Here is a 26,502-nt window from a genome sequence, read left to right on the forward strand (position 1 = left end):
ATAAGAAACATCATGTTATAAAAGAAAAAGCATCGAATATCGATGCTTTTTTCTCTTCACTTTATTTTTTTCCAGCGTCCTTCTCCATTTCATCACTTGTCACATCTAAGACATCTAATAAGAAAATGAAGATTGGAATACCGATAATTAATCCCCATACACCTAAGAAGTGTTCCGAGAAGATTAATACCATAAACGTATAGAAAATTGGTAAGTTTGTTTTTTGCGACATAAACTTCGGATTTAACACGTAACTTTCAAGCGCATGAATGACTGTTACGATAACTAAAATATAAACAACGTACATAATACCGCCGATATTGTAAGCAATCATACAAAGCGGGAATAACGAAATGATAACCCCAGCTACTGGAATTAAACCAAGTAAGAAGATCATTAACGCTAAACCTAATAATTGTGGGAATCCTAATATCCATAATGCAATAACGGATAAAACGCAGTTAACAACTGCAATTAAAAATTGTGCCTCAATTACTTTTCCGAATGAACGTGCAAATTTCTTACCGAAGTACTCGATTTCAGTATAGAAAATTGCAAGTCTGCTCTCTTTAAATTTTGCAGTAAAAGCAACGATACGAGCTTTCTCCAATAAGAAAAATAAACTTAAAATTAAAGAAAGTAACACTTGAAGGCCAAATTTCCCAACATTCGTAATCGATTTATACAAAATGTCAACACCTTGTCCTACATACTTCGAAAGTTCCATATGATTAACAGCATTAACTGCATACTTAATTAATTCACTGTCCGGTGGGTTTCTTAAAAATACGTTAAATTGATAAATCAATTGTGAAATTTGTATCGTTAATACTGGTAAATATTTAAATAGCGTAATAGCAATTCCGCCAATTAACATAACATATAGAAATGCTATAATGAGCTTTCGATTAATGGGCATAAAGTGGTCTAATTTGCGAGAAATAAACTTTTGGAATCGATCCATTAAATACGTAAGAATAAACGTAATTAATATTAAATTCAACATACTTTGCAGCCCATATAATACGAGAGCAAGTATTACTAATACGAGTAACCTCTGAAATCCTTTGCTTTGAAACAGGTTTTTTATTTGCATAATCGACGAGTACTCTCTCCTGTCCTATAAAGTAAAACGTTAATAAGTAGATTTTTCTCTCTTTTCTACTTTTAATTATTCATTCATATTAAGATTTTTATAAGCTCATTATACGTCTACCTTAGCAGATCTATAGTAGCTTACTTCTTATTTTACAATACAATGACCTAATTCAAAACGTATTCTACACAGTATTAATGAAGATTTAAGGAAACTTACATTTTTTCAAAATAGGTCTTACCACTACTGTAACATAAAAAGCAAGCTATCAGTAGAAATCTGTCCTACAAATAGCTTGCTTTTCTCATTTTTTAAGTAAGTTTTACTATCCAATGAATGGCATGAACATCGGTATGACAACTACCGTTACAACTCCAACTACTGTTACAGCAATACTTGCCATAGCTGCCTCTACTTCACCCATTTCAATTCCTACTGCCACTCCTAATGCATGACCTGCTGTTCCCAGTGCTAAACCTTTTGCAATTGGATGTTTCACTCTAAATGTTTTTAAGAATAACGCTCCTAATGCGTATACGATAACTGCGTTAAAGATTACTGCAAACGATGTAATTGCTGGTATACCACCAATACTTTCAGAGATTGGTAACGCAATTGCTGTTGTTGCCGCTTGTGGTAACATTGAATTCATTACTGCTGTATCTAGGCCAATTGCTTTTGCAACAATGAACACGACAATTACTGAACAAATAGATCCAACCACGATAGCTGATAAAATTTGCCACCAATATTTTTTCAACTTATCCACTTGTTTATATAATGGAATTGCAAACGCAATTGTTGCTGGCTCTAAGAAAAAGCTAATCATTTTTCCACCAGTATTATATTCTTCGAAAGTAAAGTTACCTACTTTTAAAAAGACAATCCCTAATACCATCGCTACGAATAATGGTGTGAATAAGAAGAACCCTTTTGAATGCTTGAATAATAATGTTCCGATTCCGTATGCGATTAATGAAACGACGATTCCGAAATATGGAGTCATTGTGCTTGCCATGTTCATTCCCTCCTAACAATATATACCAAAAATAGTTACGCAACTTTTCCGTGCTTGCGTCCTTTATTTACTACTTTCAATTCTTTTGTATCTTCTGTTTCTTTTTCATCTTTTCCTAAAATAAATTGTGCAAATAATCCTGTTACAGCGAGTAAAATAACTGTCGCGACAACAATTACAGTTAAAATTTGTACAAAATATTGTCCCATTACACCAAGAGAATTAATAACCGAAATACCTGATGGGACGAAAAGGAATCCGATAATACCTGTTAAAGCTGTTCCAAGTGATTCAACTTGTTCCAATTTAATAACCTTTAAACATAATAGACTAAATAAAATGACTAACCCGATTACCGATGAAGGCATCGGAATTGGTAAATGTGTTGCAATAATATTAGAAACTAACATAATAGCTGAGAATATGAATGCTTGTGATAAGAAACTATATACTTTTTTCGTACTCATTTTGGCCACCTCTTTCGATTTGGTACCTTTATTGTATAGGATATACTCGCCTTAGTAAGCGTTTACATAACAGAACGTCAAATATACAGAATCAGTTACACATATAAAAGGCTGAAATACAAAAGCTGCTTCTTAAATGCGAAGCAGCTTCTTGAGTTCTTTTGCATATGTACGACTAACAGGTACTTTTGATCCTTCTTTCATAATTAAATTATAAGTAGAATTGAACCACGGCTGGATTTCAGTAATATGATTAATATTTGCAATAAAGCTACGATGTACACGCATAAAACTTGCTTGCGGCAACTTCTTTTCCAAAATCACAAGTGTATCGTGTGTTATATATGTGTCCCTCATTGTTTTTACTGTCACTTTTCCATCCACAAGCCCTACATATATAATATCTTCAATATTTACAAGTACGATTGATTCTTCAATTGGTAATGCTAATTTATGCATCTCTGCCGTTACATCTGCCCCTTTTATTTCTTGCTTCGTTTCTATTTGCGACTGCTTTTGTTTTTTATACTTCTTTAATGTTTGTACAATACGTTCTTCATCAAATGGCTTTAAAATATAGTCTAACGCATCTACTTCAAATGCTTGCAACGCGTATTGATCATAGGCAGTCGCAAATACAATGGCAGGTGGATTTTTCATCTTCTTTAATATATTCGCAATTTCAAATCCGTTATCATCAGATAACTGAATGTCTAGGAAAACAATATCTGGTTTGTTTTTCATTAGCTCTTCTAATGCATCCTCTACACAATCAGCCTCACCAATTATCTCAACTTCCTTCGTTCTTTCTAATAAATACTTTAGTTCATCGCGTGCTAACATTTCATCATCAACTACTAGTACTTTTAACAATCTGCTCTTCCTCCCCTACTTTTTTTGGAATAACAAAAGTAATCTCTGTCCCCTCATTTAATTCACTTTCGATATGAAGCATCGTTTCTTTTCCAAATAACCCAATAAGACGTTCATTAATATTATATAAAGCTGTTCCAGTCCCTTTCTTGGACGAAACTACCATCTTTCCTAATTGTTCTAAACGTTCTTCCTCAATTCCTTGCCCATTATCTTTTACTTCAAAATGAACCATACCCTCTTTTTCAAAAACATGCACTTCCACTTCACATACTGGTTGCTTCTTCGGGAAAGCGTGTCGCAACGCATTTTCAACCAATAGTTGAAGAACAAATGGTGGTACTAAAGTTGTCTTTAGCTCATCCTCAATATACATCTTTACTTCATACTTATTTGGGAACCTTGCTTGTTCTAGCGATAGGTATGCCTGTACATGGTTTAATTCTTGTTCTAGTGGAATCAATAACTGACGTGCGCCTTGCAAATTACAACGGAAATACACGCTAAGTTGTAACAATAACTTCCTTGCCTTCTCTACATCTGTTCGGCATAAAGCTGATACTGTATTAATCGCATTAAATAAAAAGTGCGGGTTAATTTGTGCTTGTAATGCCTTTATTTCCGCATCTTGCAATAATTTACTTTGCAACTCGGCTTCCCCTAATTCAAGTTGTGTAGAGAATATTTTTGCTAATCCTTCTGCTAATTCCTCTTCCACACGACTTAACTGGTTAGGATTTTTGAAATACAGTTTTAATGTCCCTATCGTATTTCCATGTGAAGTTAGCGGAATAACAATCGCCGCTTGCAAAGGGCATCCTTCATGTTGACAATTAATGACCTCACGTGATTTTGCTTTCATTATTTTCCCTGTTTGTAACACTTCTTTCGACAAACCAGTTATTAAACTATGTGAAGGAATATGGTGATCTGATGCTAATCCAACATGAGCTAATATTTTCTCTGTATCTGTTAAGGATACCGCATCTGTTCCTGTAAAACGGTGAATAATTTGTGCCACATGCTTACATGATTCTTCTGTTAAGCCTTGGCGAAAATACGGTAACGTTTTATCTGCAATACGTAATACCTTATGAGTCTGAAGTGCCTTTGCGTTCTCTTCCTGACGCAATATAGCTTGTATCATAGAAAGTAAAATAAAACTTCCAAAACTATTTACAAGGATCATTGGTATCGCAATTGTTTTCACAATACTCATTCCATCTTCTACAATTAATAAGATCATAATCATTTCTAAAGAAACGATAAACACACTTAAAACCGCTGAAAATTTAGGCGTAATTGTACGATTATACTTTTTAAAAATGTATCCAATATAACCTGTTATAACCCCCGCTAAAATTGAAGAGATTGCACAGCTTAGTGCAGTCGTCCCGCCAAGCATATAACGGTGAATACCAGCAATTGATCCTACTCCAATTCCGACGATAGGGCCACCAAGCAATCCACTAATTCCAACACCCATAATACGTGTATTCGCGATTGTGCTCGATGAAGAAACACCCTGTAGCCAATTTTCATTCATAATCGTATTTCCTGCTATTTCAATTCCTGTGTAATTGCTTACAATTGTAAACACCGAAAAAATACAAATAAGCTTAAGCTTATCTACATACCCATCTTGCTTATGAAGAAGGCGCCTGAACGTTTTAATATGAGAAAGTAAAAACCCTAAAATAACAATAAGCCCGACACGTTCAATCATCATAAGTACTAAATTTAGCATCTGTGATTCATTCCTTTTTATATGAGTTAGTTTTATTATCGGAAAATAATGAAGTGGGCGTCAAGAAGAATGAAATATCTTTTGTAATATTTTACACATAACAATTCCCGCTCTATTTGACAATCTAATAGAAGAGTGCTAAAAATAAAGTAATATAATACAGTCCTTTAACCCAACCCCGTGAGGTTGAGAAGGAAGTCGGAATATACTATACGTATGGCCTATTTTAGAAATACGTATGCTTTTTTTGGCCTTCTCATCATATCAGGTGAGAAGGCCTTTTGTTATTCTTCCATAGCGACTGTAGAAGAAAATAAGGGGGAGTAATGATGAACGTCACTACTGATGTACAATCAACAACAGAGGAAACGAAAGAGAAAAGATATAAAACATTATTTGGGTCTGCGTTAGGATATGCAGCAGAAGGCTTAGATATGTTGCTCTTATCTTTCGTACTCGTCTACATTTTAAAAGAATTTCATTTAAGCCCTGTTGAAGGTGGAAACTTAACTTTAGCTACCACAATAGGAATGCTAATTGGGTCTTATTTATTTGGATTTATTGCTGATTTATTTGGGCGTATCCGTACGATGGCCTTCACAATCTTACTATTTTCACTCGCAACAGCACTTATTTATTTCGCAACAGATTATTGGCAATTATTAATTCTTCGCTTTTTAGTGGGGATGGGAGTTGGTGGTGAATTCGGGATTGGAATGGCCATCGTAACTGAAACATGGTCTAAAGAAATGCGTGCTAAGGCGACATCTGTTGTTGCACTTGGATGGCAATTTGGCGTACTAGTAGCTTCACTCCTTCCAGCATTTATCGTCCCACATTTTGGATGGAGAGCTGTTTTCCTATTTGGACTTATTCCCGCTTTATTAGCTGTTTATGTACGAAAAAGTTTAAGTGAACCGAAAATATGGGAACAAAAACAAAGATACAAAAAAGAATTGTTACAAAAAGAGGTTGAAGGCAGTTTAACAACTACTGAGGCTGAACAACTAAAACAAATGAAAAAGTTCCCACTTCGAAAGCTATTTGCAAATAAAAAAGTAACAGTAACAACTATTGGCCTTATTATTATGTCATTCATCCAGAACTTCGGATATTATGGTATCTTTACATGGATGCCAACTATTTTAGCGAATAAATATAACTATACATTAGCAAAAGCTAGTGGTTGGATGTTCATCTCTACGATCGGTATGTTAATTGGAATTGCAATTTTTGGAATTCTAGCTGATAAAATTGGTCGCCGTAAAACTTTTACAATCTATTATGTCGGTGGTACTATATACTGTCTCATTTACTTCTTCTTATTCACAAATCCAACATTATTGTTATGGGGCAGCGCATTGCTTGGATTCTTCGCAAATGGCATGATGGGAGGATTCGGAGCAATTTTAGCTGAAAACTATCCTGCTGAAGCTCGCTCTACAGCAGAAAACTTTATTTTCGGTACAGGACGTGGTTTAGCTGGCTTTGGACCTGTTATTATCGGATTACTTGCTGCAGGTGGTAATTTAATGGGCGCATTATCTCTTATCTTCATTATCTATCCAATCGGTTTAATTACAATGCTACTATGTGTCCCAGAGACGAAAGATAAAGTATTAGAATAGATTGAAAATGTACAGAGTATGATCTTAGTTAAATAAATAAATAAAAAAGAGGAAGCATTTCATTTGAAATGCTTCCTCTTTTTATATGAATACAATTATTTATTTTGATCTACTAGCTTTTTGGAACAAGAAGCTAGTTTTATCTTCTTCTTTTACAATGCCTTGTTTTAATGCTAGTTCCCCTGCAACTTTAGGCGCTAGCCATAGCATTGGGAGTAACAGAATGGATACCGGGACAGCTGTTACTACGATGAATGATTGCAAGGCGTTAATACTTCCCTCACCCATGTATAACAGAATTGCAGCAACTGCTCCCATAATAAGCGACCAAAAAATTCGTAAGCTAATTCTAGGATCTCCATCTCCAGTCACTGCCATCGAAATCGAATAAGCCATTGAATCTCCTGTTGTCACTACAAATAAAATTGTTAATAAAAGAAATGCCGGCCCAATAATATGAGAGAGTGGCAGTTGCTCTGTAATTGCAATCATAGCAGCTGGCATACCCGATTCACTTAATGCGCTTGAAATAGAACCAGGCTTCATTAACTCATAAAACACACCTGATCCTCCCAGAATTGTAAACCAAAATGTTGTAATAATAGGTGCAATAATTCCAATTGCAACAATGATTTCTCGAATCGTTCTTCCTCTTGAAATACGGCTCACTAAAATTGCCATCATCGGTCCATATCCAATAAACCATCCCCAGAAAAAGATTGTCCACGATCCTAACCAACCTGTATCACCGCGGTATGTGCTCATTGGAATAAATTCATTTATATAAAATCCAAACGAAGATACAAACGAATCAATAATAAATCCACCTGGTCCACATAATAATACAAATACCATTAATAAAATCGCTAATTTAACATTTAAATCGCTTATAATTTGAATCCCTTTATTAATTCCTGTTACTGCAGATATAGTAGAAACCGCAACTACACAAATAATAATTGCTAATTGAGTAGTAAAAACATCAGGAATATTAAACAATGCTTGTAGGCCATAACTTGCTTGTAAGCCTAAAAATCCGATCGGCCCAATCGTCCCTGCAGCTACTGCAATAATGGCAAATGCATCAATCATTGTTCCAAGCAAACTCTTTCGCAATTTCTCACCAAAAATAGGATATAAAAGCGTTCGAGGTTTTAACGGCATACCTTTATGATAATGCCCATACATCATAACTACCGCACTGATTGTACCTAAAATCGTCCAAGCCAAGAAACCCCAATGCATATAACTTTGTGCTAAAGCAGGCATTACTGCTTCTTTCGTTCCAGCAGATATACCTTCATGTATCGGCGGCACCGTCATCAAGTGGTACATTGGCTCTGCAGCTGCCCAAAAAACGCCACCTCCGGCAAGTAATGTCGACATAATAATAGCAAGCCACTTTGCCGTACTAATCTCAGGTTTTTCTAATCCCCCAAGTTTAACTCTTCCATATTTCGAGAATGCCATACACATTGCAACAATAAATGTACCAATTAATAAAACTTGCCAGAAGGCACCAAAATATTTAATTGAAGCTGCAAAACTGCTATTAATGACTCCCTCTACATAATTTTTATTTAAGAAAACCGCAATTACAAATAATAAAAGCGAACCACCACTAATAAGAAATACAGGCCAATCCGTTTTTCGACTCTTCATCCTCATTTACACTTCCTCCCTCCTCAGCAATCTAAAAAAACAACTTTATTATGTTTTATTGTTTACACCCAAAACACAATGATTATATAAGTATAATAATTTATCTATTTCCTACACACTTATGTTGTCCCTAAAAATATGCTAAATCCCTTATTTAAAAGAAAATTTCTATTCCTCTTACATAAAAAAGCAAAATAAAAGACCTTATATTTCTATAAGGTCTTCGAAACAGAAATTTGATTATAACATAAGGAACTCCTTGGTTCAAAAAGCTCCTTCCAAAAATAACCGAGGGTAAAGGCTTCCATTTGCTACGTAACAGTAATTAAAAAAATTTATATTTTTACAGAAAATGCCCTATACTACAAACTATTTATGAAAAAAATTCGGCTTCAAAATTTCATTCGAATACGGTTTATGATAAATATGAGTGGTAGCTGGAGATAACGGCGGAATGAGCCACACCCAATTGCCAGTGACAACCCGTCCACATGATGCTTCTTGCTTCTCAAATTGTTGAAATTGTTGTGCAGCTGTATGATGATCTACAATACTAACTCCTTGTTTTTTGAAGGAATATAATACAGCAATATTCAACTCAATTAGTGCCTTATCTTTCCATAACGTACCGTTTCTCGATGTATCCAAATCCATCATTTCCGCAACTGCTGGAAGTAAATTATAGCGATCATGATCCGCTAAGTTACGTGCCCCAATCTCTGTTCCCATATACCATCCATTAAACGGAGCTGCTGTATAGGAAATACCGCCAATTTCTAAGCGCATATCTGAAATCATTGGAACCCCGTACCATTTTGCTCCAAGTAACGAAATTGGGTATTCTGGGTGTTCAATTGGTACCTCTTTTACTTCTTCTTTCGGAATTTCTTTATATATAGGCGCTTTTCCATCTATAGAAAACACAAGTGGCAATACATCGAAATTCGTACCTTCTCCTTGCCAGCCAAGTTCTTGACAAAAATCTGTAAACACAGCGGAATGAGAGTCACCAATCACTCCCATTTCTGTTTTATATCCTGCATATCGAATTAATTGATGATTATAAATTCGTATATTATTCTCTTCACCTTGATATTGCTTAAAAATCGTAATGGTCGGTTTCACTTTTCCGTCGTTCGTTGCATATTTAATATGATGAATTAATGCATTATATACACCTTCCTCGTCATTTACTTCACGTGCATCTAATATGTGCATCTTACTCCAAAATAGTCTTCCGATACATCGATTACTATTGCGCCATGCCATTCGCGATCCATGGACAAGTTCTTCAAATGTATGTTCATACGTCCCCGTCTTTTCTATTTCAACTTGAATTTCCTTCATACGTTCTTCTATGAATTGTTCTTTATTAAGTTCTTTATAGCAAATCGTAATAAATTGACTCGCTTCCTCTATTAATTGTTTCGTTTTACTCATAAACGATCTCCTTCTATTCCAACAAAACGTTCTACTTTACAGTATAAGCAAAAAGAATAAGAGTCACAAACGAAAGTCGAATTGTTACTTTTATTGTAATATTTTTCAGAAAATTAAAGAGATTACTATTGACTTACATAAAAAATAGGTGTATTTTTGACTCAGGTAAATTATTTTTACCTAGACCAACTTTTAAAAAGAAAGGAGGTAATATTATGTCTTCATTTCAATTGCCAAAGCTTTCATATGACTATGATGAACTAGAGCCATATATCGATAGCGACACACTTTCTATTCATCACGGAAAACACCATGCGACATACGTAAATAACTTGAATGCTGCTTTAGAAAACTATACGGAATTACATAATAAATCTTTAGAAGAGTTACTATGTAATTTAGAAACTTTACCAAAGGAAATTGTTACAGCTGTCAGAAATAACGGTGGTGGACATTATTGTCATAGTCTGTTTTGGGAAGTAATGAGCCCACGGGGTGGCGGCGAGCCTAATGGAGACGTTGCAAAAGTAATTGATTATTATTTCAATACCTTTGACAACTTAAAAGATCAACTGTCTAAAGCAGCAATTAGCCGTTTTGGAAGTGGCTATGGGTGGCTTGTCCTTGATGGTGAAGAACTTACTGTTATGAGTACACCTAATCAAGACACACCTCTGCAAGAAGGGAAGACTCCATTACTCGTCATCGATGTATGGGAACACGCCTATTATTTAAAGTATCAAAATCGGCGTCCAGAATTTGTTACCAATTGGTGGCATACAGTGAACTGGGACCAGGTAAATGAAAAGTATTTACAAGCAATTCAGTCACAAACACATTAGTCGTGCGTATAAGGTAAGTTTGGTAATGTAGAATTAGTATTGTCGAAATCCTCCAGAATCCCCCGGATTGCCACCGGGGGATTTATGATTATTTCATTGCATGTATGTAATAACGTAATACTTGTTCTATTTCTATTTTCAACCCTCGGAACGGGAATCCTAATTCATTAGCTTTTCCATTATGTAATGTACAATTAGTCACTTCATTATAAGGTGCTACATGATCTCCTACTTCTTGAATGCGTGATTTTATCCCCGTATTTTCTTCTATAAAATGAATAATTTCCCGAGTAGAAACTACCCCGTTGCTACAAGCATTAATTGGCCCTTCTATGTCTTTCATCCCGCACCAAGCTAAAAATCCCCCGGCTTCTTCCTCATGTATAAACGACAATTTTCCATCTAGATGATTCACTGCGACAGGTTCTTCTCTCACAATATGTTCAACGTAAAATTGTAACCTTTTCGTATAATCATTTTCTCCAATAACAACTGGAAAACGAACTGCAACAACTGGAAATGTTGCTTGTTGAAATACAACTGCTTCGGCTAATCTCTTTCCTTCACCATAATTGAAGTCATTCCTATCTCCATACGCAATTTCATACTCGTACGGATTGAAGTCCTCTTCTGATAAACTTAGTGCTGGTTCATAGACAGCCATTGAAGATGTCATAACGTATTTCTTCGTTTTCCCTCGTAACACTTCACATATTATCTTCGCTGCATTCGAGCTATAGCATAAATTATCGTATACAATATCATAACTTTTATCTGCTAGACGCTCTGCTAGTTGTTTTTCATCTTCTCTATCTACAATAAGTCTTTTTACTCTACTTCCAAAAGAATCTTCCGTAATTCCTCTCGTCGCAATCGTTACATCGTGCCCATCTTGCAAAAGTGCTTCTACTAAATGTTTACCAAAAAATCTAGTTCCCCCTAGCACCAATACTTTTTTCAACTTTATCATCCCCATTTCGATAAATTGTAAAATACTACCTCTCTATTATAAATGCTAACATATAAAAAGCATGGAACTCGTTTAACGATTCCATGCTTTTCTCCAAAAAATATATTAACGTACTCGATATTTATAAATACAATAACAGAAGTATAAAATAGAAATTACAGATACATAAACCCATAATTCATATACGAACCCCTCTCCCCATACTCCCATAAAATAAAAGAGTGAAGGTAACGTCAATGTTACCCATGATTGTACGAAGGCAATCCTTCCAAGATATTGATTGATGTTCTTTTTTTGTGTATTTAATACAAAGAATAAATACCAAAGTAATGCCCACATAAACCACGTTAGCGCATTCACAACATCGTGGAATTGAACAAATGAAACAACCATATAGAATAAAGCAATAATTGCTACCCAAATACAAAACCAACCTAGACCGCTACTATCCATCCCTTTTATAAAAGTAACACCTACATATAAATAGGTTAATCCGAATAAGAAAGTAGCTGCATATGAATATACCGTCCAATTGCTTTGATCAGAAATCATGATTAAATAGAACGGAATAATAATTTGTAGTGCACCCACAAATAAATTAAAAACACCTGCACTTTTCATCTCTGCTTTTCCTAATATAACAAGACTATTTAAAAATAAAGCTGCACCCGAAAGTAATAATCCTACGTAACCCATATGTATTCGTGTGAAAGTCTTTCCCTTTCACACTTTTAACCTCCCCACAATATAAAGTGATTCTTTATTATTTTTCTTCCTATTTAAAACTACATACATAATTTTTAATTTAAATAAGTCAGACTTCCTACCTTGAAGAACACCAAATTTAAAACGCTTTCAATCATAAATAACCCTATCAGAACATTAATAAGATTCCTTGATTATAAACGTACTCTAACCATGACACAAGTATTGATGTTATTTTAAACATTACGTTTTTCATTTCTATAAAAATTAATAGGATAATGCATTTTTTCTATCTTACTCTACTAATTTCTAACATGGAATATTATAAAATGAGCTAGTCAGTAATACATTCATCTTTATAAGATAATCGTATACTGACCTAAACTTTCATAGTGAATATTGATAGTTTCTCATCCCTAATAATTGCTATTTATCATAAATATCATTCGGATTAATTGTAGGAATAAACCCATTTATAGAACTATATTTTTTAGATACGGTATTTGGAGTAACGGTAAACGTTACAATCTTATTACTTTGTTGTTTAAAATAGCGCATCCAATTTTGACTCCATTCATCTTTCGTAATAGCTTGTTTATTGAAGTCCTCCCACAATACACCATGTATAAAATTCAAGGATGTATTTTTGATTGTGTCAAATCCCCAATTCTGTATAAGAAGCAAATCGGAATCAACACCTTTTATTTCTTTTAATAAATTTACATATGCTTCGCGAAATTTCCCTTGTGTAACTGGCTGATCATAAAAATAGTCATCAATATCACCAGCGGTATCTAAAAACACACCGTCTATTCCTTTTCCAATAACTTGCTGTTTCACTTTATTTACAACAATCCGCCGGTAATGTTCATCAGCTAAATTCATAATATATGTATCCCACTGCTCAATCTTCATTTTCTTACCGTCTCGATAATAATAGTCTGATTCAACTACTTGCGATTTATGCCACGATTCTAATTCTAAAACACTAACATACCCAAGGACTACTGTTCCGGATTTTTTTAATTGCTGAACTTGCTCTTTCGTAAATGCATATGGCTCTATAATGACCATGTCATACTTTGAAAGTCCCTCAATTACTTGCTCATTTGCTTCACCATAATAAATTTTATAACTTCGCACATCTTTTAAAACTGGTTCCACGACATTTGCTTGGGCGGATGTACTTGAGGAAAAAATAAAAGAAAATATAGCTAAAAAGCATATGGAACGTTTCCACTCCATAATAATATTCCCCCCCTATAAAACTGTAATTTTTTATCGTTTTAAATATTAATACAAGTATAGTAATACAATAACATTTTACATTTTTTCAAGCTCGATATTTAATATAAATTCCAATAAATACAATACATTAACAAAAATTAGAATTTATTTCACTTGAATTTACTACATCTCTGTTGATAAAATGATTTGGGCTTCGTATATTATATATTTTAAAATAATTCTTTTAAATTATGTATTTTATTTCAGTGTACTATTCCTCAAAATTAAATTCGCAAACGAAAGAAGGGATTTTTTATGCACTATAGACAATCTAATTTATTACAAAAAATGATTGAACCTACGATTCTCTTTATTGCTCTATTTTTTCTCTCAATACTAACTGATTTTCTAACACCAACGTATGAATACTTCTTACTCTTATTTATTACATTAATTATTTCTAGCCGGTATGGCATATCTATCGCCCTTTTCACCTTTCTAGAAGCAATGATTTATATTTTTGTAAGCGGTATATATAAAGAAGATGATATATTACTGTACTTTTATTCATTAGATTACTGGATTAATTGGATTTTCTTACTTGTTATTAGTTTATGTTGTGGACTAATGAGTACTGCACAAAAAGAACGGTATGAAGATGTACATATGATAAATAATGAGCTAAAAGCCGAAAATAAAGAATTAAAATATGTTGTGAAACAATTGGATGAAACACGTATTACACTACGTTCTCGTGTACTTGAATCAAATAATCACTTATCTAAAATGTATCATATGTTTAAAGCTTTAAATCATACACATCCTGAAATTGTACTCGATGAGGGAATAAATGTATTAAAAATGTATTTCGGAGCAAAAAAAATTGGTATCTACCACGTTGATAACAATAAACAATCACTTCGTATTAAATTAAGAGCAGAAACTGGTAAAAACACCTTACCTCAATCCATTTTTGTTAAAAATGCTTCGCTAGTCATCAAAAATGCTCTAGCGCATAATCGACCTTTTTTCCGTACAGAAGAGGATTTTCAAGACGCTCCACTTTTAGTTGGTCCCGTCCTATTCCAAGATGATGTACAATACGTCATTATATTAGACGAAATTGAATTTTCAAAAGTAACTTCTGAGCAATTCGAACTTTTCACATGGTATTTACGCTGGATGGGTGATCGTTTACAAAACGCTTCTAATCTTTGGCTATCAAGTCAAGAGGATCGTACATTCCCTAAAACGAGCATTTATTATGAAGATGAATTTGAACATTTACTAAAAATAGAAAAGAAACGTTACGAAACATTATCTTATCCATATTCCTATTTTGAATTTACTGTTCCACAAGATTCCTTAGAAATAATAAATTCTATTTTAAAAGATCATTTGCGTGATATCGATATATTCGGTTATAGCACAACCAAACAAAAAGTTATGATTCTATTACCTGGCACTGAAGAAAAGTTTTTATTACCAGTCAAAACTCGTATACAAAACGCTCTTTCTTCTAAAGGAGTGGTATGCTAATGATTTTACTCCTTCTTTACTTTATTTATGCTATTTTGGTTTTTCTTTTATTTCGATTTACGAAAGGTTTGATTACTGAAGATAAGAAAGGAATTATTGAGTTTTGCTTGATTATCTCTCTCCTTTTCCCGCTTGTCGGACTTATTGTATCAGCAATCATGTTATTACTGAATATAAGACGCTCCAAAACCGAGTGGTTACAGCAATACTCTGAGTATGTTTCCTTTCAAGTTGATCATTATGAAGATATTTTGGCATCAGCAAAACAAGATATGGACCTAATTTCATTTTCTTCTGGATTAGAACTAGATAAGCCTGAATTACATAAACAACTCATTGTACAGTTAAGCTCCTCCCCTATTTCCAATGAAGGAGGCTTATTGAAAGAAGCCATTCACCATAAAGATCCTGAAACTGTACATTACGCAGCAACTACTATTAATTTACTAAATGAACGGTACGAAAAACAGATCGAATACTTAAATAAGCAATTTCTACAAAATCCACAAAAGGAAATTGCAAAAGAGTTGGTTTCTAACTATTTAAGATATATAGACAGTGGTCTTCTTTCTAATCAGCAAAAGGAAAAAATAATCGCCGAATTTATGAATTTTATTACACAAAGTGTAGAACTATTCCCTACCGAACCTCTTTATCCTTTCCACCTTGGAAATCTGTTTCTACATACAAAACAATATGCAAAGTCTGAAGAACAATTTTTAAATCTTATTCATTTCTATCCTGAATCATATTACGGTTATGTTGGGTTACTTGAAATATATTATGAGCAAAAGTTATGGGACGAGCTCTATAACTTAATCAATAATCTAGCAGCTGCAAAAAGAGTTCATATACTACCGCGTAAATATCAATTATTTGTAAGGCAGTTTGGAGGCGCACACATTGAAAAAGGGGATTAATATATATATCGGAATTGTTAGTATCATTTTATTTCTCTTAATTATATCTATCCTTATATATCGAACAGAAAATTTCTATCAAAAGTTTTCTGTTCCTAAAACTAAAGAAACAAATACTGTTAAAACACTCAAAGCAAAAGATGCAGCCCAAAATGGACAAAAAATGCAATTATACGTTTTAAAAACGGATAATACATTAGGGCAACAAGTCGAATTTAATACGAAAAAGGCAATGGATTACGCACACCTACACTATAAAGATATTACAGCTAATGAAATTAAGGGACTTACTCCCTCTCCCTATACAGGAATTATTATTACAGGTGAAATAATGGCGCAACTTCCACAAGCTGATATTCAAAATTTTGTACAAATGGGTGGAAGGATTATTATCGCAAACCGACTTGATTCAGATCCTTCTTGGAACACATTATTTGGTATTACAAAAAAAGAAGGCTTCAAAGATGTGAAAGGATTAACCTTTGAAGAAGTTTTATTCCCTGGTTATCCTGATCTCTCAAGTTCTTCTCCATTGTTCACTCATAGCTCAATGAATATTACGCTAGATGAGAATACAACTAATACTTGGATTACTGCAGAAGATACTCCCATCCTTTGGACCAATGACTACGGTGAAGGAAAAGTCTTATATTGGAACACAACAGCATTGAACGATAAATTAGGTAGAGGTATGTTCGTTCAATCACTGGGTACTATTTTCCCGACTTTCGTTACAGTACAACTTGGAGCGGAGATTATGTATATCGATGACTTCCCATCTCCAATTCCAAGTGGAGAACTAAAAAACTTAACAACAGAAAAAATTTCTGTTGAAGAATTTTATAAAAAACATTGGTGGAAAAATATGAAGGATATCTCTGAAGAACTTGATATTAAATATACAGGGGTTGCAATTGGGACATACCAAAATAAAGTAACGCCACCTTTTGAAAATTTCACAGGTAAAAATAGAAATACCTATTTATTATTTGGGAGAGAATTATTAAGTCACGGTGGAGAAATCGGTATTCATGGCTATAACCATCAACCTTTATTATTACCACCAGACCCAGTAGATAAAGCACTTGAATATGTTCCATGGAATTCAAAAGAGGACATGGAGAGATCCTTAGATGCTTTACAAAAACTCGTGTATAACTTCTTTCCAAACGAAAAACTAAAAACCTATGTACCACCATCCAATATTATAAATACAACTGGATTAAGTGCATTAAACGACGCGGTTCCAACTATGGAAACAGTTGCTTCTCTATATGTGGGAAGTAAAAGTAACGGCAGTTTAATTCAAGAATTTGGACCAGACGAGCACAACAAAAATATTTATCACTTCCCGCGTATTACGAGTGGCTACGCTATCCCAGATGAAGAACAATTTATTTTAGCTGATGTTACCGCAAATTTAGGGGTTATCTCACATTTCGTCCATCCAGATGATATCCTTGATGAAAAACGTTCGGGTAATTTAACGTGGGAAGAATTATTTAAAGCTTATAAAACGACAATTAAAGAAATACGAGAAAGATATCCTTATATAAAAAGTATGACACAAAGCGAAGCAACTGCTTCTATGAAAATTTATCAAACTGGTGATTTAGCTGTTTCTTATGAAGATGATGCTGTTCATATTGCATATAAAGGATTACCAAACCACACTGCAACGATTATACGTGTGGAAGAAGGGAAAAAATTGAAAACCGGTTCATTCCCATACGGCACAGTTACAAAGCTAGATTCACAAATTTATAGCGTTATATTAAAACAAGCTAACGCTACAATTCCAATTAAAGGGGTATAGCAGATGAGAATAGGTTTAGTCGTTGAAGGAAGTTATCCTTTTGTCAGTGGCGGAGTAGCAAGTTGGGTACAAATGATCATCCAACAATTTAAAGAACATGAATTCACCATATTTGCGATCGTACCGCAAATAAAAACAGAAGAGGAATATCAATATGAAATTCCTAACAATGTAAAAGATATCATTATGATTCCCTTACAATCAGAAAGTGACTCAAAACATATAAAAACCAATTTAACGACTGATGAAGTACAAACACTTCAAAAATGGTTTACATTCCAAGCTAACAACACAGAGGCATTACAAATATTAGGGAACAAGCAAAAGCTAGGAACACTACATTCCTTCTTCGAAAGTCGTGAATTTTATGAAATAGTGAAAGAAAGCTATTTATATGAAGAAAGTAGTGGTTCTTTCTTAAATTACTTTTGGATGTGGAGATCTATGTTCACACCAATCATTCAAATTTTACAAATTGATTTCCCTGAATTAGATCTTATCCATTCTGTATCTACAGGCTATGGTGGGCTTCTTGGAGCTGCAATTAGTGCCAAATCTGACATACCATTTATTCTAACAGAGCATGGTATTTATTCTCGGGAACGTGAAGAGGAAATACTCCAATCAACTTGGATACCAATCGAATACAAAAAAAGATGGGTTTCTTTCTTCCATCATTTATCTCACCAAGCATATGAACAAGCTGCTGATGTGATTACGTTATTCGGACGGAATAGTGCATATCAAAAAGAACTAGGAGCCCCGGCCCATAAACTAAAAATTGTTCCAAATGGTGTTACTTTATCTGACTATAAAGGGCTACGTAAGCCAAAACATAATTCAGATAAACTCATTATTTCTGCTATTATACGAGTTGTGCCAATTAAAGACGTAAAAACAATGATTTATGCAGCTAAATTATTATTAGAAAAAGATATTCCTTTTATCTTCTACTTATTAGGTCCTGATACAGAAGAACCAGAGTATGCCCAAGAATGTCGTGATTTAATTCAGCAACTTGGATTAAAAGAACATGTAATAATGACTGGCAGAGTAAACATTAAAGATTACTTAAAACAAACGGATATTCTCGTATTAACTAGCATATCTGAAGGACAACCACTAGCTATGTTAGAAGGAATGGCATCGGGATTACCATGGGTTGTTACAGACGTTGGTTCTTGTAAGGAGTTAATTTATGGACAAGATGAAGATCCTTACGGCCAATGTGGCTTTGTTGTACCACCTGTATCTCCTGAACAAGTTGCCACCCACTTAGAATGGTATTATCGCCATCCTGAATCCATTCAACAATTCGGAAACAATGGGCGTAATCGTATTGAAGCATATTATCAATTATCAGGTGTTGTTGATAGTTATCGTAAGCTTTATTTAGAAAGGGGGGCGAAAACATGGCAGGTATAGGATTTCGATTACAAAAATTATTTCAGGAAGACTACTATTCTTCAAGGGTAAAAGCTTATGGATTTTCGTTATTTGTTACAGCTGGTCCTTGGTTAGTCGTTATTTTAGCAGTAACAACTATTCGATTCATTTTGAGTTTATTTCATTCTATTTCAATTGAAGAACAGCGCCTTTTCACTATTTCAATTTCATATTGCTTTATTTTTTCTCAAATTATTTACGGAGCATTGCAGCTCATTGTAACTAGATATGTAGCTGACCTTTTATACGAACAAAAAGCTGATAAAGTATTTTCTTCATTTTTAGGAATGACGAAGATCACACTTTTTTTAGCTATTATGTTATGGCTTTTGTTTGCATTTTTCACACCGTTAGCTTTATATTATAAAATCGTGATGCTATTTTTATTTTTAGCTTTAAATATCATCTGGATTCAGTCCATTTATTTAACAGCAGCTAAAGATTATCAATCAATTGCACTGGCATTTTTAATCGGATCCATTTTTTCCCTATTAGGAATTATCCTAGTAGCTTACTGGCACCCTACACTTGGGTTAGAACATGGATCTGCCCTATTGCTTTTAATTTCTTTTACACTCGGCACTTTCATTACACTAGTATGGTTAAGTATCGTTATTGTACGAATGTTTCCAAATAGTGATGCTACTGAACAATTTACCTTTCTGTCTTATTTAGATAAATATCCAGAATTATTTTGGTCAAGCCTCTTTTACAATGTGGGTATTTGGGTATGTAATTTTGTTATTTGGTTTGGAGACGGTCGGGGAAATATTGAAGACACATTTATTTATCATCAAATTTATGATACTTCTGTTTTCTGGGCGTATTTAAGTATTATCCCAACCTATATTTTCTTTGTAGTATCCATTGAAACCAGGTTTTATGAAAGATATAAAAAGTTCTTCGGTTCGGTAAACAATGGCGGAACATTACATACGCTTTTACAATTGAAAGATTCCATGAACTTTGTCTTAAAGCAGGAAATGGAACGTATACTTCGTAATCAAGGTATTTTTTCCTTACTTATTATTTTTATAATATGGATGTTTAGTTCGCAATCTGGAAAGACAACACTTAATTACTCTATTCTGCAACTAACTATAGTTGGTGCTTATGCAAATGGAATGGTACTCGTTATTACATTACTACTCCTATACTTTGAGGATCGTAAAGGGGCATTTCGAACATCAGCTATTTTCTTTTTTGCAAACTTATTATTAAGCCTTATCCTGCTTCCATTTGGATTCAATGGTTACGGCATTAGTTTCGCAGTTGGATCTTCTATTACATTCCTATATGCTATTTCTAGACTCTTTACTTACATTAAAGATATTGATTATTATACATTTTGCCAGTCAAATATTCCCATAAAACAGCGGACCTTTTTTACCAAATTAGCTAATAAACTTAATGGGAAATAAATACAAAAAATGCCCTTTGCTCATGCAAAGGGCATTTTTTGTATCTACATATTAAACTTCCAAATAGCCATTTTTATTATTTGATTGCCATCTCCAAGAATCTGCACACATTTCTTCTAATCCACGTTTTGCTTCCCATCCTAGTTCACGTTTTGCCTTTGATGCATCTGCAAAACATATTGCCACATCACCAGGACGACGCTCTGTAATTTTATAAGGAACTTTTTTTCCTGAAACCCTTTCAAATGCTTCAACCATCTCAAGTACACTATACCCTGTACCTGTGCCCAGATTATAAGCATCTACTCCTGTTGTATTCAGTACTTTCTCTAGCGCTTTTACGTGACCTTTTGCTAAGTCTACAACATGTATGTAGTCACGGATGCCTGTTCCATCTTTCGTTGGGTAGTCATTTCCAAATACACTTAATTCTTTTAGCTTACCTACTGCCACTTGTGTGACATATGGCATTAAGTTATTTGGAATTCCATTTGGATCCTCTCCAATACGTCCACTTTCATGTGCACCAAATGGGTTGAAATAGCGAAGTAACGCGATACTCCATTCTCTATCTGCAAATGCTACATCACGCATAATTTGCTCAATCATTAATTTCGTTTGACCATATGGATTTGTTGCACTTAATGGAAACTCCTCTGTAATCGGTGACGTTTCCGGGATACCATATACAGTTGCGGATGAACTAAAAATCATCTTCTTTACATTATGTTTCTGCATTACTTCACATAGCACTAAAGTGCTCGTAATGTTGTTATGATAATATGTTAATGGAATTGCTACTGATTCCCCTACAGCTTTAAATCCTGCAAAGTGAATAACTGCTTCGATTGCATTTTCTTCAAAAATTGCGTCAAGTGCTTCTTGATTTAAAACATCTTCTTTATAAAACTTAAATTGTTTTCCTGTTATTTCTTTCACTCGATTTATAGATTCTACCGAGCTATTCGAAAGATTATCAACTACTATAATTTCGTAACCGCTATTTAGTAATTCTACACATGTATGACTACCAATATACCCTGCTCCACCTGTTACAAGTATTGCCATAATTATAGTCCTCCATATTTCATTCATTATAAACTTCTCAAAGTATATCACATATTTCTTATCCTATGTTTAATATGCGAACACATAAACTTACATTTTATCCCATAATAATTTTATAACATATACGATTTCAATCAAGTAATAAGAAAAATGCCACATGATTTTTGTCATGTGGCGTTTTTCTTATTAAATTACGTAACAATATACACTTAGAAAATGTGCAAGACTACCTAATAATACAAAAACGTGAAAAATTTCATGATGTCCCATATATTTAAACTCTAGCCATTTTGGCTTTGTTCCATAAATAAATCCACCAATTGTATAAAAAATGCCCCCAAGTACTAAGAAAACAATGCCTCCTGTACTTAAATTCTTAGCTAACGGTGCAAAGAATAAAACAATTAACCAACCCATCGTAATATAAATTGCTGTCGATAACCATCTTGGACAATTAAACCAAAACATTTTAAACACAATGCCACAAATCGCAGTTGCATAGACTAAACAAAATAATAGCAAACCACTTGCTGAATTTAATGTAATTAAGCAAAAGGGTGCATATGTACCTGCAATTAATATAAAAATCATAGAATGATCTAACTTCCTAAAGAAGTAAATAACACGTTCATTGGCCACAACACTATGATATACAGCTGATGCCGTATAAAGGACCATCATTCCAATCCCAAACAAAATAACAGCTGTAATTGCAGCAAATGATGGCATCTTGATAGAAACTTTCACAAGCATAGCTAATAAGGCAATAAATGATAATATCGCTCCACCTAAGTGAGTAAATGCATTAACTGGTTCCCTTACATAAGCATTCATAATAACACCCCTCATATAATTACATGTAGTTTTAATAACTACATGTAATTATATACATATTTCTTTTTAAGGTCAACATTTACAATTTATTTGTTTCGTAATACCATATTTAAGGATGTATTAGACATTAAGTTCCACTAAGTTATAAAAGTGAGGGATTCTACGTGGAAAATATAAATGAATTACTTGAGACATTGCATTTAGAAAAAAATATTAAACTTGAGGATATTCCAAATGTTGACTTATATGTAGATCAAGTTGTCCAACTATTTGAGAATACTTATGCAGATACAACGAGAACTGATGATGAAAAAGTATTAACAAAAACGATGATTAATAATTACGCAAAAGGGAAACTATTCATCCCTATCAAAAATAAAAAGTATTCAAAAGAGCATATGATTTTAATTAGCCTAATTTATCAATTAAAAGGTGCTCTTTCCATTAACGACATAAAAAGTTCATTAGAAACTATAAATGACTCCTTATTAAATGATGATTCATTCGAATTAAATACGTTATACAAAAATTATCTTGCTCTTACTGAAAGCAATGTCGAAAGCTTTAAACAAGACGTAAATAACCGTGTTACAGAAGTAAATGAGATTTCTTCCTTAGAAGACACAAAGCTAGAAAAATTTCTACTACTAACATCCTTCGTGACTATGAGTAATATGTATAGACGTTTAGCGGAGCAACTAGTGGATGATTTAAAAGAATCATAAATAAAAAACTATCCACCTATTAAAGTGGATAGTTTTTATTTACTTAATTGCTTCATGAACTTTTAGTTGTTTCCCTTTAATCGTTGTAGTCTTCATGACTTTCAAGACAAGTGGTCCTTTTCCATTTAATATTTCAACGTAAGAAACATTATCTTGTATCGTAATAATGCCTATATCTTCTGCTGTAACACCTTTAATTTTAGCAATTGTACCGACGAAATCTACCGCCCTAATTTTCTTTTTCTTCCCGCCATTAAAGTACAGCTTCATAATGCCTTTGTTGATGTCTGCATTTTTATCTTTCTTTATAATTGGTTTAGCATGTATCTTTTCTTCAAATGCAGCTTTCCCTTTCATAACTTCTTCTTTTGAAGGTCCAATTGCCTTTGGAATTTCAAAGCCAATATACTCCTCAATCTCTTCTAAAAATCTATTTTCATATGGTGTTATAAATGTAATAGCTTTTCCACTATTTCCAGCTCGTCCCGTTCTTCCAGTACGATGTACATAGCTTTCTTTTTCAAGTGGAATATCATAATTAATAACATGTGTAATATTATCAATATCAATTCCTCTCGCAGCTACGTCTGTTGCTACTAAATAACGGAATTTTCCTTTTCTAAAATCATCCATGACTTCAAAACGATCTTCTTGTACCATACCACCATGTATTTTGTCACAAGGATAGTTAGCTCGTTTTAATTGTCTATATACATGATCTACATTTTCTTGTGTACGGCAGAAAATAATACAGCTATCAGGATTCTCAATCGTTGTTACATCTTTAAGTAGTGAAAGCTTCTCGTCTTCTATCGCCTCAAAAAGAGTATGTTCAATTTTATCCGTCGTAATCCCAGCCGCTTTAATTTCAATATGAGTTGGTGCATTCATATATGTACGTGATAATCTTTCAACATCTTCCGGTAAAGTTGCTGAAAATAACATTGTCATTCTATTTGTAGGTAATTCATCAATAATTGCCTCTACTTGATCGATAAAGCCCATGTTTAGCATTTCATCTGCTTCATCAATCACTAAATATTTTAATCGCTCTAAAGAAAGGGTCCCTTTTTCAATATGATCCAATACACGCCCTGGAGTCCCTACTACAATATGCGTCTTTTGCTTTAACTCTAATTTTTGACGTGCAAATGGGGACTTACCATAAATTGCGGCGGCTTTAATTCTTTTGAATCGCCCTATATTTGTAATATCTTCTTTCACCTGTACCGCAAGCTCTCTCGTTGGTGTTAAAACTAATGCTTGTGGTTTATTCTCTTCCCACTTCACCATTTCACAAAGTGGAATACCAAATGAAGCTGTTTTTCCACTTCCCGTCTGGGACTTCACAACAAGATCCTTCTTTTGTAATGCGACTGGAATAACCTCACCTTGTACTTCTGTTGGATGATCATACCCTAACCCAGTAAGTGCCCTTACAATTTCTTTACTTAATTTATACTCAAAAAACCCTTTTTTACTCATATATTAACCTCATTTTATTCTGTATTATTTTCTTTTTTATCTTTTGTATACGTTACTATCGCCCTACTTATTATACTTGAAACCTCACATAAAAAGATGGATTATGCCAGATTCATCTTTTTATATAGAAATAAACCTTATCATTTCATATATTGTTCAACTACTTGATAACATCTTTTGCTCGTATTGTTAGCATTAACCTTTTCATAGAATCCTACATCCACTCCAAAAAAATAAAAAGAATACATACACCCTTGTATAATTATCTTAATTTTTCAACCTTTTTTTATAAACGAACAATACAAACAAAAAAACATTTTAAATTCGTTTTTAACGTTGTTTTTTAGATATAAAATCTACTTTTAAAAAAAACGTTAAGAAATCCTTTGACTTTTTAATGAAAACAATGTAAATTATCATATGGACGAACATTTTTGATTAATAAAAATAAAATATTCGTATTTTAGGGGTGTAAATGATGGAAAACGTATTCGACTATGAAGATATTCAATTAATTCCTGCAAAATGTATTGTGAACAGCCGCTCTGAATGTGATACAACTGTCACTTTAGGTAAACATAAATTTAAATTACCTGTCGTACCTGCAAATATGCAAACGATTATTGATGAAAGAATTGCAACTTATTTAGCTGAAAATAATTACTTCTATATCATGCATCGTTTCCAACCAGAGAACCGAATCTCATTCATTAGAGATATGCAATCACGTGGATTAATCGCTTCTATTAGCGTTGGTGTAAAAGCGGACGAGTATGAATTCGTACAACAGTTAGCTGCTGAACACCTTACACCTGAATACATCACGATTGATATCGCGCATGGACATTCTAATGCTGTAATCAACATGATTCAACATATTAAAAAGCATTTACCAGAAAGCTTCGTTATCGCTGGAAACGTTGGAACTCCAGAAGCGGTAAGAGAATTAGAAAACGCTGGTGCTGACGCAACAAAAGTTGGTATTGGACCTGGTAAAGTTTGTATTACTAAAATTAAAACAGGCTTTGGAACTGGTGGTTGGCAGCTAGCTGCACTTCGCTGGTGTGCAAAAGCTGCAAGTAAACCAATTATCGCTGACGGTGGTATTCGTACACATGGTGACGTAGCTAAATCTATTCGATTTGGGGCGACTATGGTTATGATCGGTTCTCTATTCGCTGGTCATGAAGAGTCTCCAGGGGAAACAATCGAAAAAGACGGCAAACTTTATAAAGAGTACTTCGGTTCAGCTTCTGAATTCCAAAAAGGTGAGAAGAAAAACGTTGAAGGTAAGAAAATGTTCGTTGAGCATAAAGGTTCTTTAGAAGACACTTTAATCGAAATGGAACAAGATCTTCAATCTTCTATCTCTTACGCTGGTGGAACAAAATTAGACTCCATTCGTACTGTAGATTATGTAGTCGTGAAAAACTCTATTTTCAACGGTGATAAAGTATATTAATTTTTAAATTTAACTCGAAGGACAAGCAGTTTTATGCTTGTCCTTCTTTTTCATATATAGAAATGTAAAATATTTTCATTTTACTGAATTTTCTAGTATTATGTTTTTAAA

22 protein-coding genes are annotated in these 26,502 nt (G+C 33.7%); 9 read left to right on the plus strand and 13 right to left on the minus strand.

Translation table 11 applies throughout. The features are described from left to right. Positions 1 to 61: 61 nt before the first annotated feature. From ACTFRS_RS25145 to lytS, 5 genes are all read right to left on the minus strand, one after another. A complete protein-coding gene (locus ACTFRS_RS25145; protein ID WP_001166015.1) occupies positions 62 to 1,096 on the minus strand; it encodes an AI-2E family transporter in 1,035 nt (344 codons plus the stop codon). A 325-nt stretch (positions 1,097 to 1,421) separates the two neighbouring features. After that, the gene (gene lrgB / locus ACTFRS_RS25150) at positions 1,422 to 2,114 is read right to left on the minus strand and encodes an antiholin-like protein LrgB (protein ID WP_000168869.1); all 693 of its coding nucleotides are present in this window, start codon (positions 2,112 to 2,114) and stop codon (positions 1,422 to 1,424) included. Between the two features lie 35 nt (positions 2,115 to 2,149). Beyond that, positions 2,150 to 2,581 (minus strand): antiholin-like murein hydrolase modulator LrgA, encoded by a 432-nt coding sequence (lrgA, locus tag ACTFRS_RS25155; protein ID WP_242293752.1) that lies wholly within the window; start codon positions 2,579 to 2,581, stop codon positions 2,150 to 2,152. A gap of 132 nt (positions 2,582 to 2,713) precedes the next feature. Continuing rightward, the gene (locus ACTFRS_RS25160; RefSeq protein ID WP_000921835.1) at positions 2,714 to 3,454 is read right to left on the minus strand and encodes a LytR/AlgR family response regulator transcription factor; all 741 of its coding nucleotides are present in this window, start codon (positions 3,452 to 3,454) and stop codon (positions 2,714 to 2,716) included. Beyond that, positions 3,432 to 5,201 carry a two-component system sensor histidine kinase LytS gene (gene lytS / locus ACTFRS_RS25165; protein WP_139868596.1) on the minus strand — a complete coding sequence of 590 codons (1,770 nt, stop codon included), beginning with the start codon at positions 5,199 to 5,201 and terminating at the stop codon, positions 3,432 to 3,434. The genes ACTFRS_RS25160 and lytS overlap by 23 nt, the downstream gene beginning before the upstream one ends. Positions 5,202 to 5,530: 329 nt before the next feature. Between lytS and ACTFRS_RS25170 the strand changes: the two genes are divergently transcribed. After that, complete coding sequence (locus tag ACTFRS_RS25170; protein WP_242293751.1) at positions 5,531 to 6,829, plus strand: MFS transporter; 1,299 nt, start codon at positions 5,531 to 5,533, stop codon at positions 6,827 to 6,829. Between the two features lie 99 nt (positions 6,830 to 6,928). Here ACTFRS_RS25170 and ACTFRS_RS25175 read toward each other — a convergent pair whose 3' ends face one another. Together ACTFRS_RS25175 and ACTFRS_RS25180 are read right to left on the minus strand one after the other, a co-directional pair. Next, complete coding sequence (locus ACTFRS_RS25175) at positions 6,929 to 8,497, minus strand: BCCT family transporter (protein ID WP_061184141.1); 1,569 nt, start codon at positions 8,495 to 8,497, stop codon at positions 6,929 to 6,931. A gap of 363 nt (positions 8,498 to 8,860) precedes the next feature. Continuing rightward, complete coding sequence (locus ACTFRS_RS25180; RefSeq protein ID WP_318160926.1) at positions 8,861 to 9,931, minus strand: nitric oxide synthase oxygenase; 1,071 nt, start codon at positions 9,929 to 9,931, stop codon at positions 8,861 to 8,863. A gap of 215 nt (positions 9,932 to 10,146) precedes the next feature. On the opposite strand from ACTFRS_RS25180, the gene sodA reads away from it, so the two are divergent. Next, positions 10,147 to 10,773: a superoxide dismutase [Mn] gene (gene sodA / locus ACTFRS_RS25185; RefSeq protein ID WP_139868604.1), complete on the plus strand. Its 627-nt coding sequence runs from the start codon at positions 10,147 to 10,149 to the stop codon at positions 10,771 to 10,773. 88 nt (positions 10,774 to 10,861) lie between these two features. On the opposite strand, the gene ACTFRS_RS25190 is transcribed toward sodA, so the two are convergent. The 3 genes from ACTFRS_RS25190 to ACTFRS_RS25200 form a co-directional block, all read right to left on the minus strand. Then, positions 10,862 to 11,743 (minus strand): NAD-dependent epimerase/dehydratase family protein, encoded by an 882-nt coding sequence (locus tag ACTFRS_RS25190; RefSeq protein WP_242293748.1) that lies wholly within the window; start codon positions 11,741 to 11,743, stop codon positions 10,862 to 10,864. A 105-nt stretch (positions 11,744 to 11,848) separates the two neighbouring features. Continuing rightward, positions 11,849 to 12,439, minus strand: coding sequence for an AmiS/UreI family transporter (locus tag ACTFRS_RS25195; RefSeq protein ID WP_000542569.1), 591 nt, complete (start codon positions 12,437 to 12,439; stop codon positions 11,849 to 11,851). Between the two features lie 435 nt (positions 12,440 to 12,874). Further along, the gene (locus tag ACTFRS_RS25200) at positions 12,875 to 13,693 is read right to left on the minus strand and encodes a putative glycoside hydrolase (RefSeq protein ID WP_139868609.1); all 819 of its coding nucleotides are present in this window, start codon (positions 13,691 to 13,693) and stop codon (positions 12,875 to 12,877) included. Between the two features lie 297 nt (positions 13,694 to 13,990). Here ACTFRS_RS25200 and ACTFRS_RS25205 point away from each other — a divergent pair, with 297 nt between their 5' ends. The 5 genes from ACTFRS_RS25205 to pelG are packed head-to-tail and all read left to right on the plus strand — an operon-like array spanning position 13,991 to position 20,817. Next, positions 13,991 to 15,214, plus strand: a complete 1,224-nt coding sequence (locus ACTFRS_RS25205) for a nucleoside-diphosphate sugar epimerase (RefSeq protein WP_139868611.1) — start codon at positions 13,991 to 13,993, stop codon at positions 15,212 to 15,214. Beyond that, positions 15,214 to 16,134 carry a tetratricopeptide repeat protein gene (locus ACTFRS_RS25210; protein ID WP_098922098.1) on the plus strand — a complete coding sequence of 307 codons (921 nt, stop codon included), beginning with the start codon at positions 15,214 to 15,216 and terminating at the stop codon, positions 16,132 to 16,134. Before ACTFRS_RS25205 ends, ACTFRS_RS25210 begins: the two co-directional genes overlap by 1 nt. Continuing rightward, positions 16,118 to 17,950 (plus strand): DUF2194 domain-containing protein, encoded by a 1,833-nt coding sequence (locus tag ACTFRS_RS25215; RefSeq protein ID WP_139868613.1) that lies wholly within the window; start codon positions 16,118 to 16,120, stop codon positions 17,948 to 17,950. The genes ACTFRS_RS25210 and ACTFRS_RS25215 overlap by 17 nt, the downstream gene beginning before the upstream one ends. Before the next feature lie 3 nt (positions 17,951 to 17,953). Then, on the plus strand, positions 17,954 to 19,375 hold the full coding sequence (gene pelF, locus ACTFRS_RS25220; RefSeq protein ID WP_242293747.1) for a GT4 family glycosyltransferase PelF: 1,422 nt from the start codon (positions 17,954 to 17,956) through the stop codon (positions 19,373 to 19,375). Further along, entirely contained in the window at positions 19,363 to 20,817 is a 1,455-nt protein-coding gene (gene pelG / locus ACTFRS_RS25225; protein WP_000907294.1) for an exopolysaccharide Pel transporter PelG, read from the plus strand. The genes pelF and pelG overlap by 13 nt, the downstream gene beginning before the upstream one ends. A gap of 51 nt (positions 20,818 to 20,868) precedes the next feature. Here the strand turns inward: pelG and galE are convergent, their stop codons facing one another. Further along, positions 20,869 to 21,885, minus strand: a complete 1,017-nt coding sequence (gene galE / locus ACTFRS_RS25230; RefSeq protein WP_000996533.1) for a UDP-glucose 4-epimerase GalE — start codon at positions 21,883 to 21,885, stop codon at positions 20,869 to 20,871. Between the two features lie 186 nt (positions 21,886 to 22,071). Further along, positions 22,072 to 22,719 carry a PAQR family membrane homeostasis protein TrhA gene (gene trhA / locus ACTFRS_RS25235; protein WP_242293746.1) on the minus strand — a complete coding sequence of 216 codons (648 nt, stop codon included), beginning with the start codon at positions 22,717 to 22,719 and terminating at the stop codon, positions 22,072 to 22,074. Between the two features lie 164 nt (positions 22,720 to 22,883). Between trhA and ACTFRS_RS25240 the strand changes: the two genes are divergently transcribed. After that, positions 22,884 to 23,444: a DUF1836 domain-containing protein gene (locus tag ACTFRS_RS25240; RefSeq protein ID WP_000427879.1), complete on the plus strand. Its 561-nt coding sequence runs from the start codon at positions 22,884 to 22,886 to the stop codon at positions 23,442 to 23,444. Positions 23,445 to 23,483: 39 nt separating this feature from the next. Here ACTFRS_RS25240 and dbpA read toward each other — a convergent pair whose 3' ends face one another. After that, positions 23,484 to 24,929, minus strand: coding sequence for an ATP-dependent RNA helicase DbpA (gene dbpA / locus ACTFRS_RS25245; RefSeq protein WP_440025300.1), 1,446 nt, complete (start codon positions 24,927 to 24,929; stop codon positions 23,484 to 23,486). Positions 24,930 to 25,407: 478 nt separating this feature from the next. Here dbpA and guaC point away from each other — a divergent pair, with 478 nt between their 5' ends. Further along, positions 25,408 to 26,391, plus strand: coding sequence for a GMP reductase (gene guaC, locus ACTFRS_RS25250; RefSeq protein ID WP_440025298.1), 984 nt, complete (start codon positions 25,408 to 25,410; stop codon positions 26,389 to 26,391). The last annotated feature ends 111 nt before the right edge of the window (positions 26,392 to 26,502 follow it).

Source organism: Bacillus cereus group sp. MYBK139-1 (assembly GCF_051916915.1).
GTDB classification, from domain to species: Bacteria; Bacillota; Bacilli; order Bacillales; family Bacillaceae_G; genus Bacillus_A; species Bacillus_A pacificus.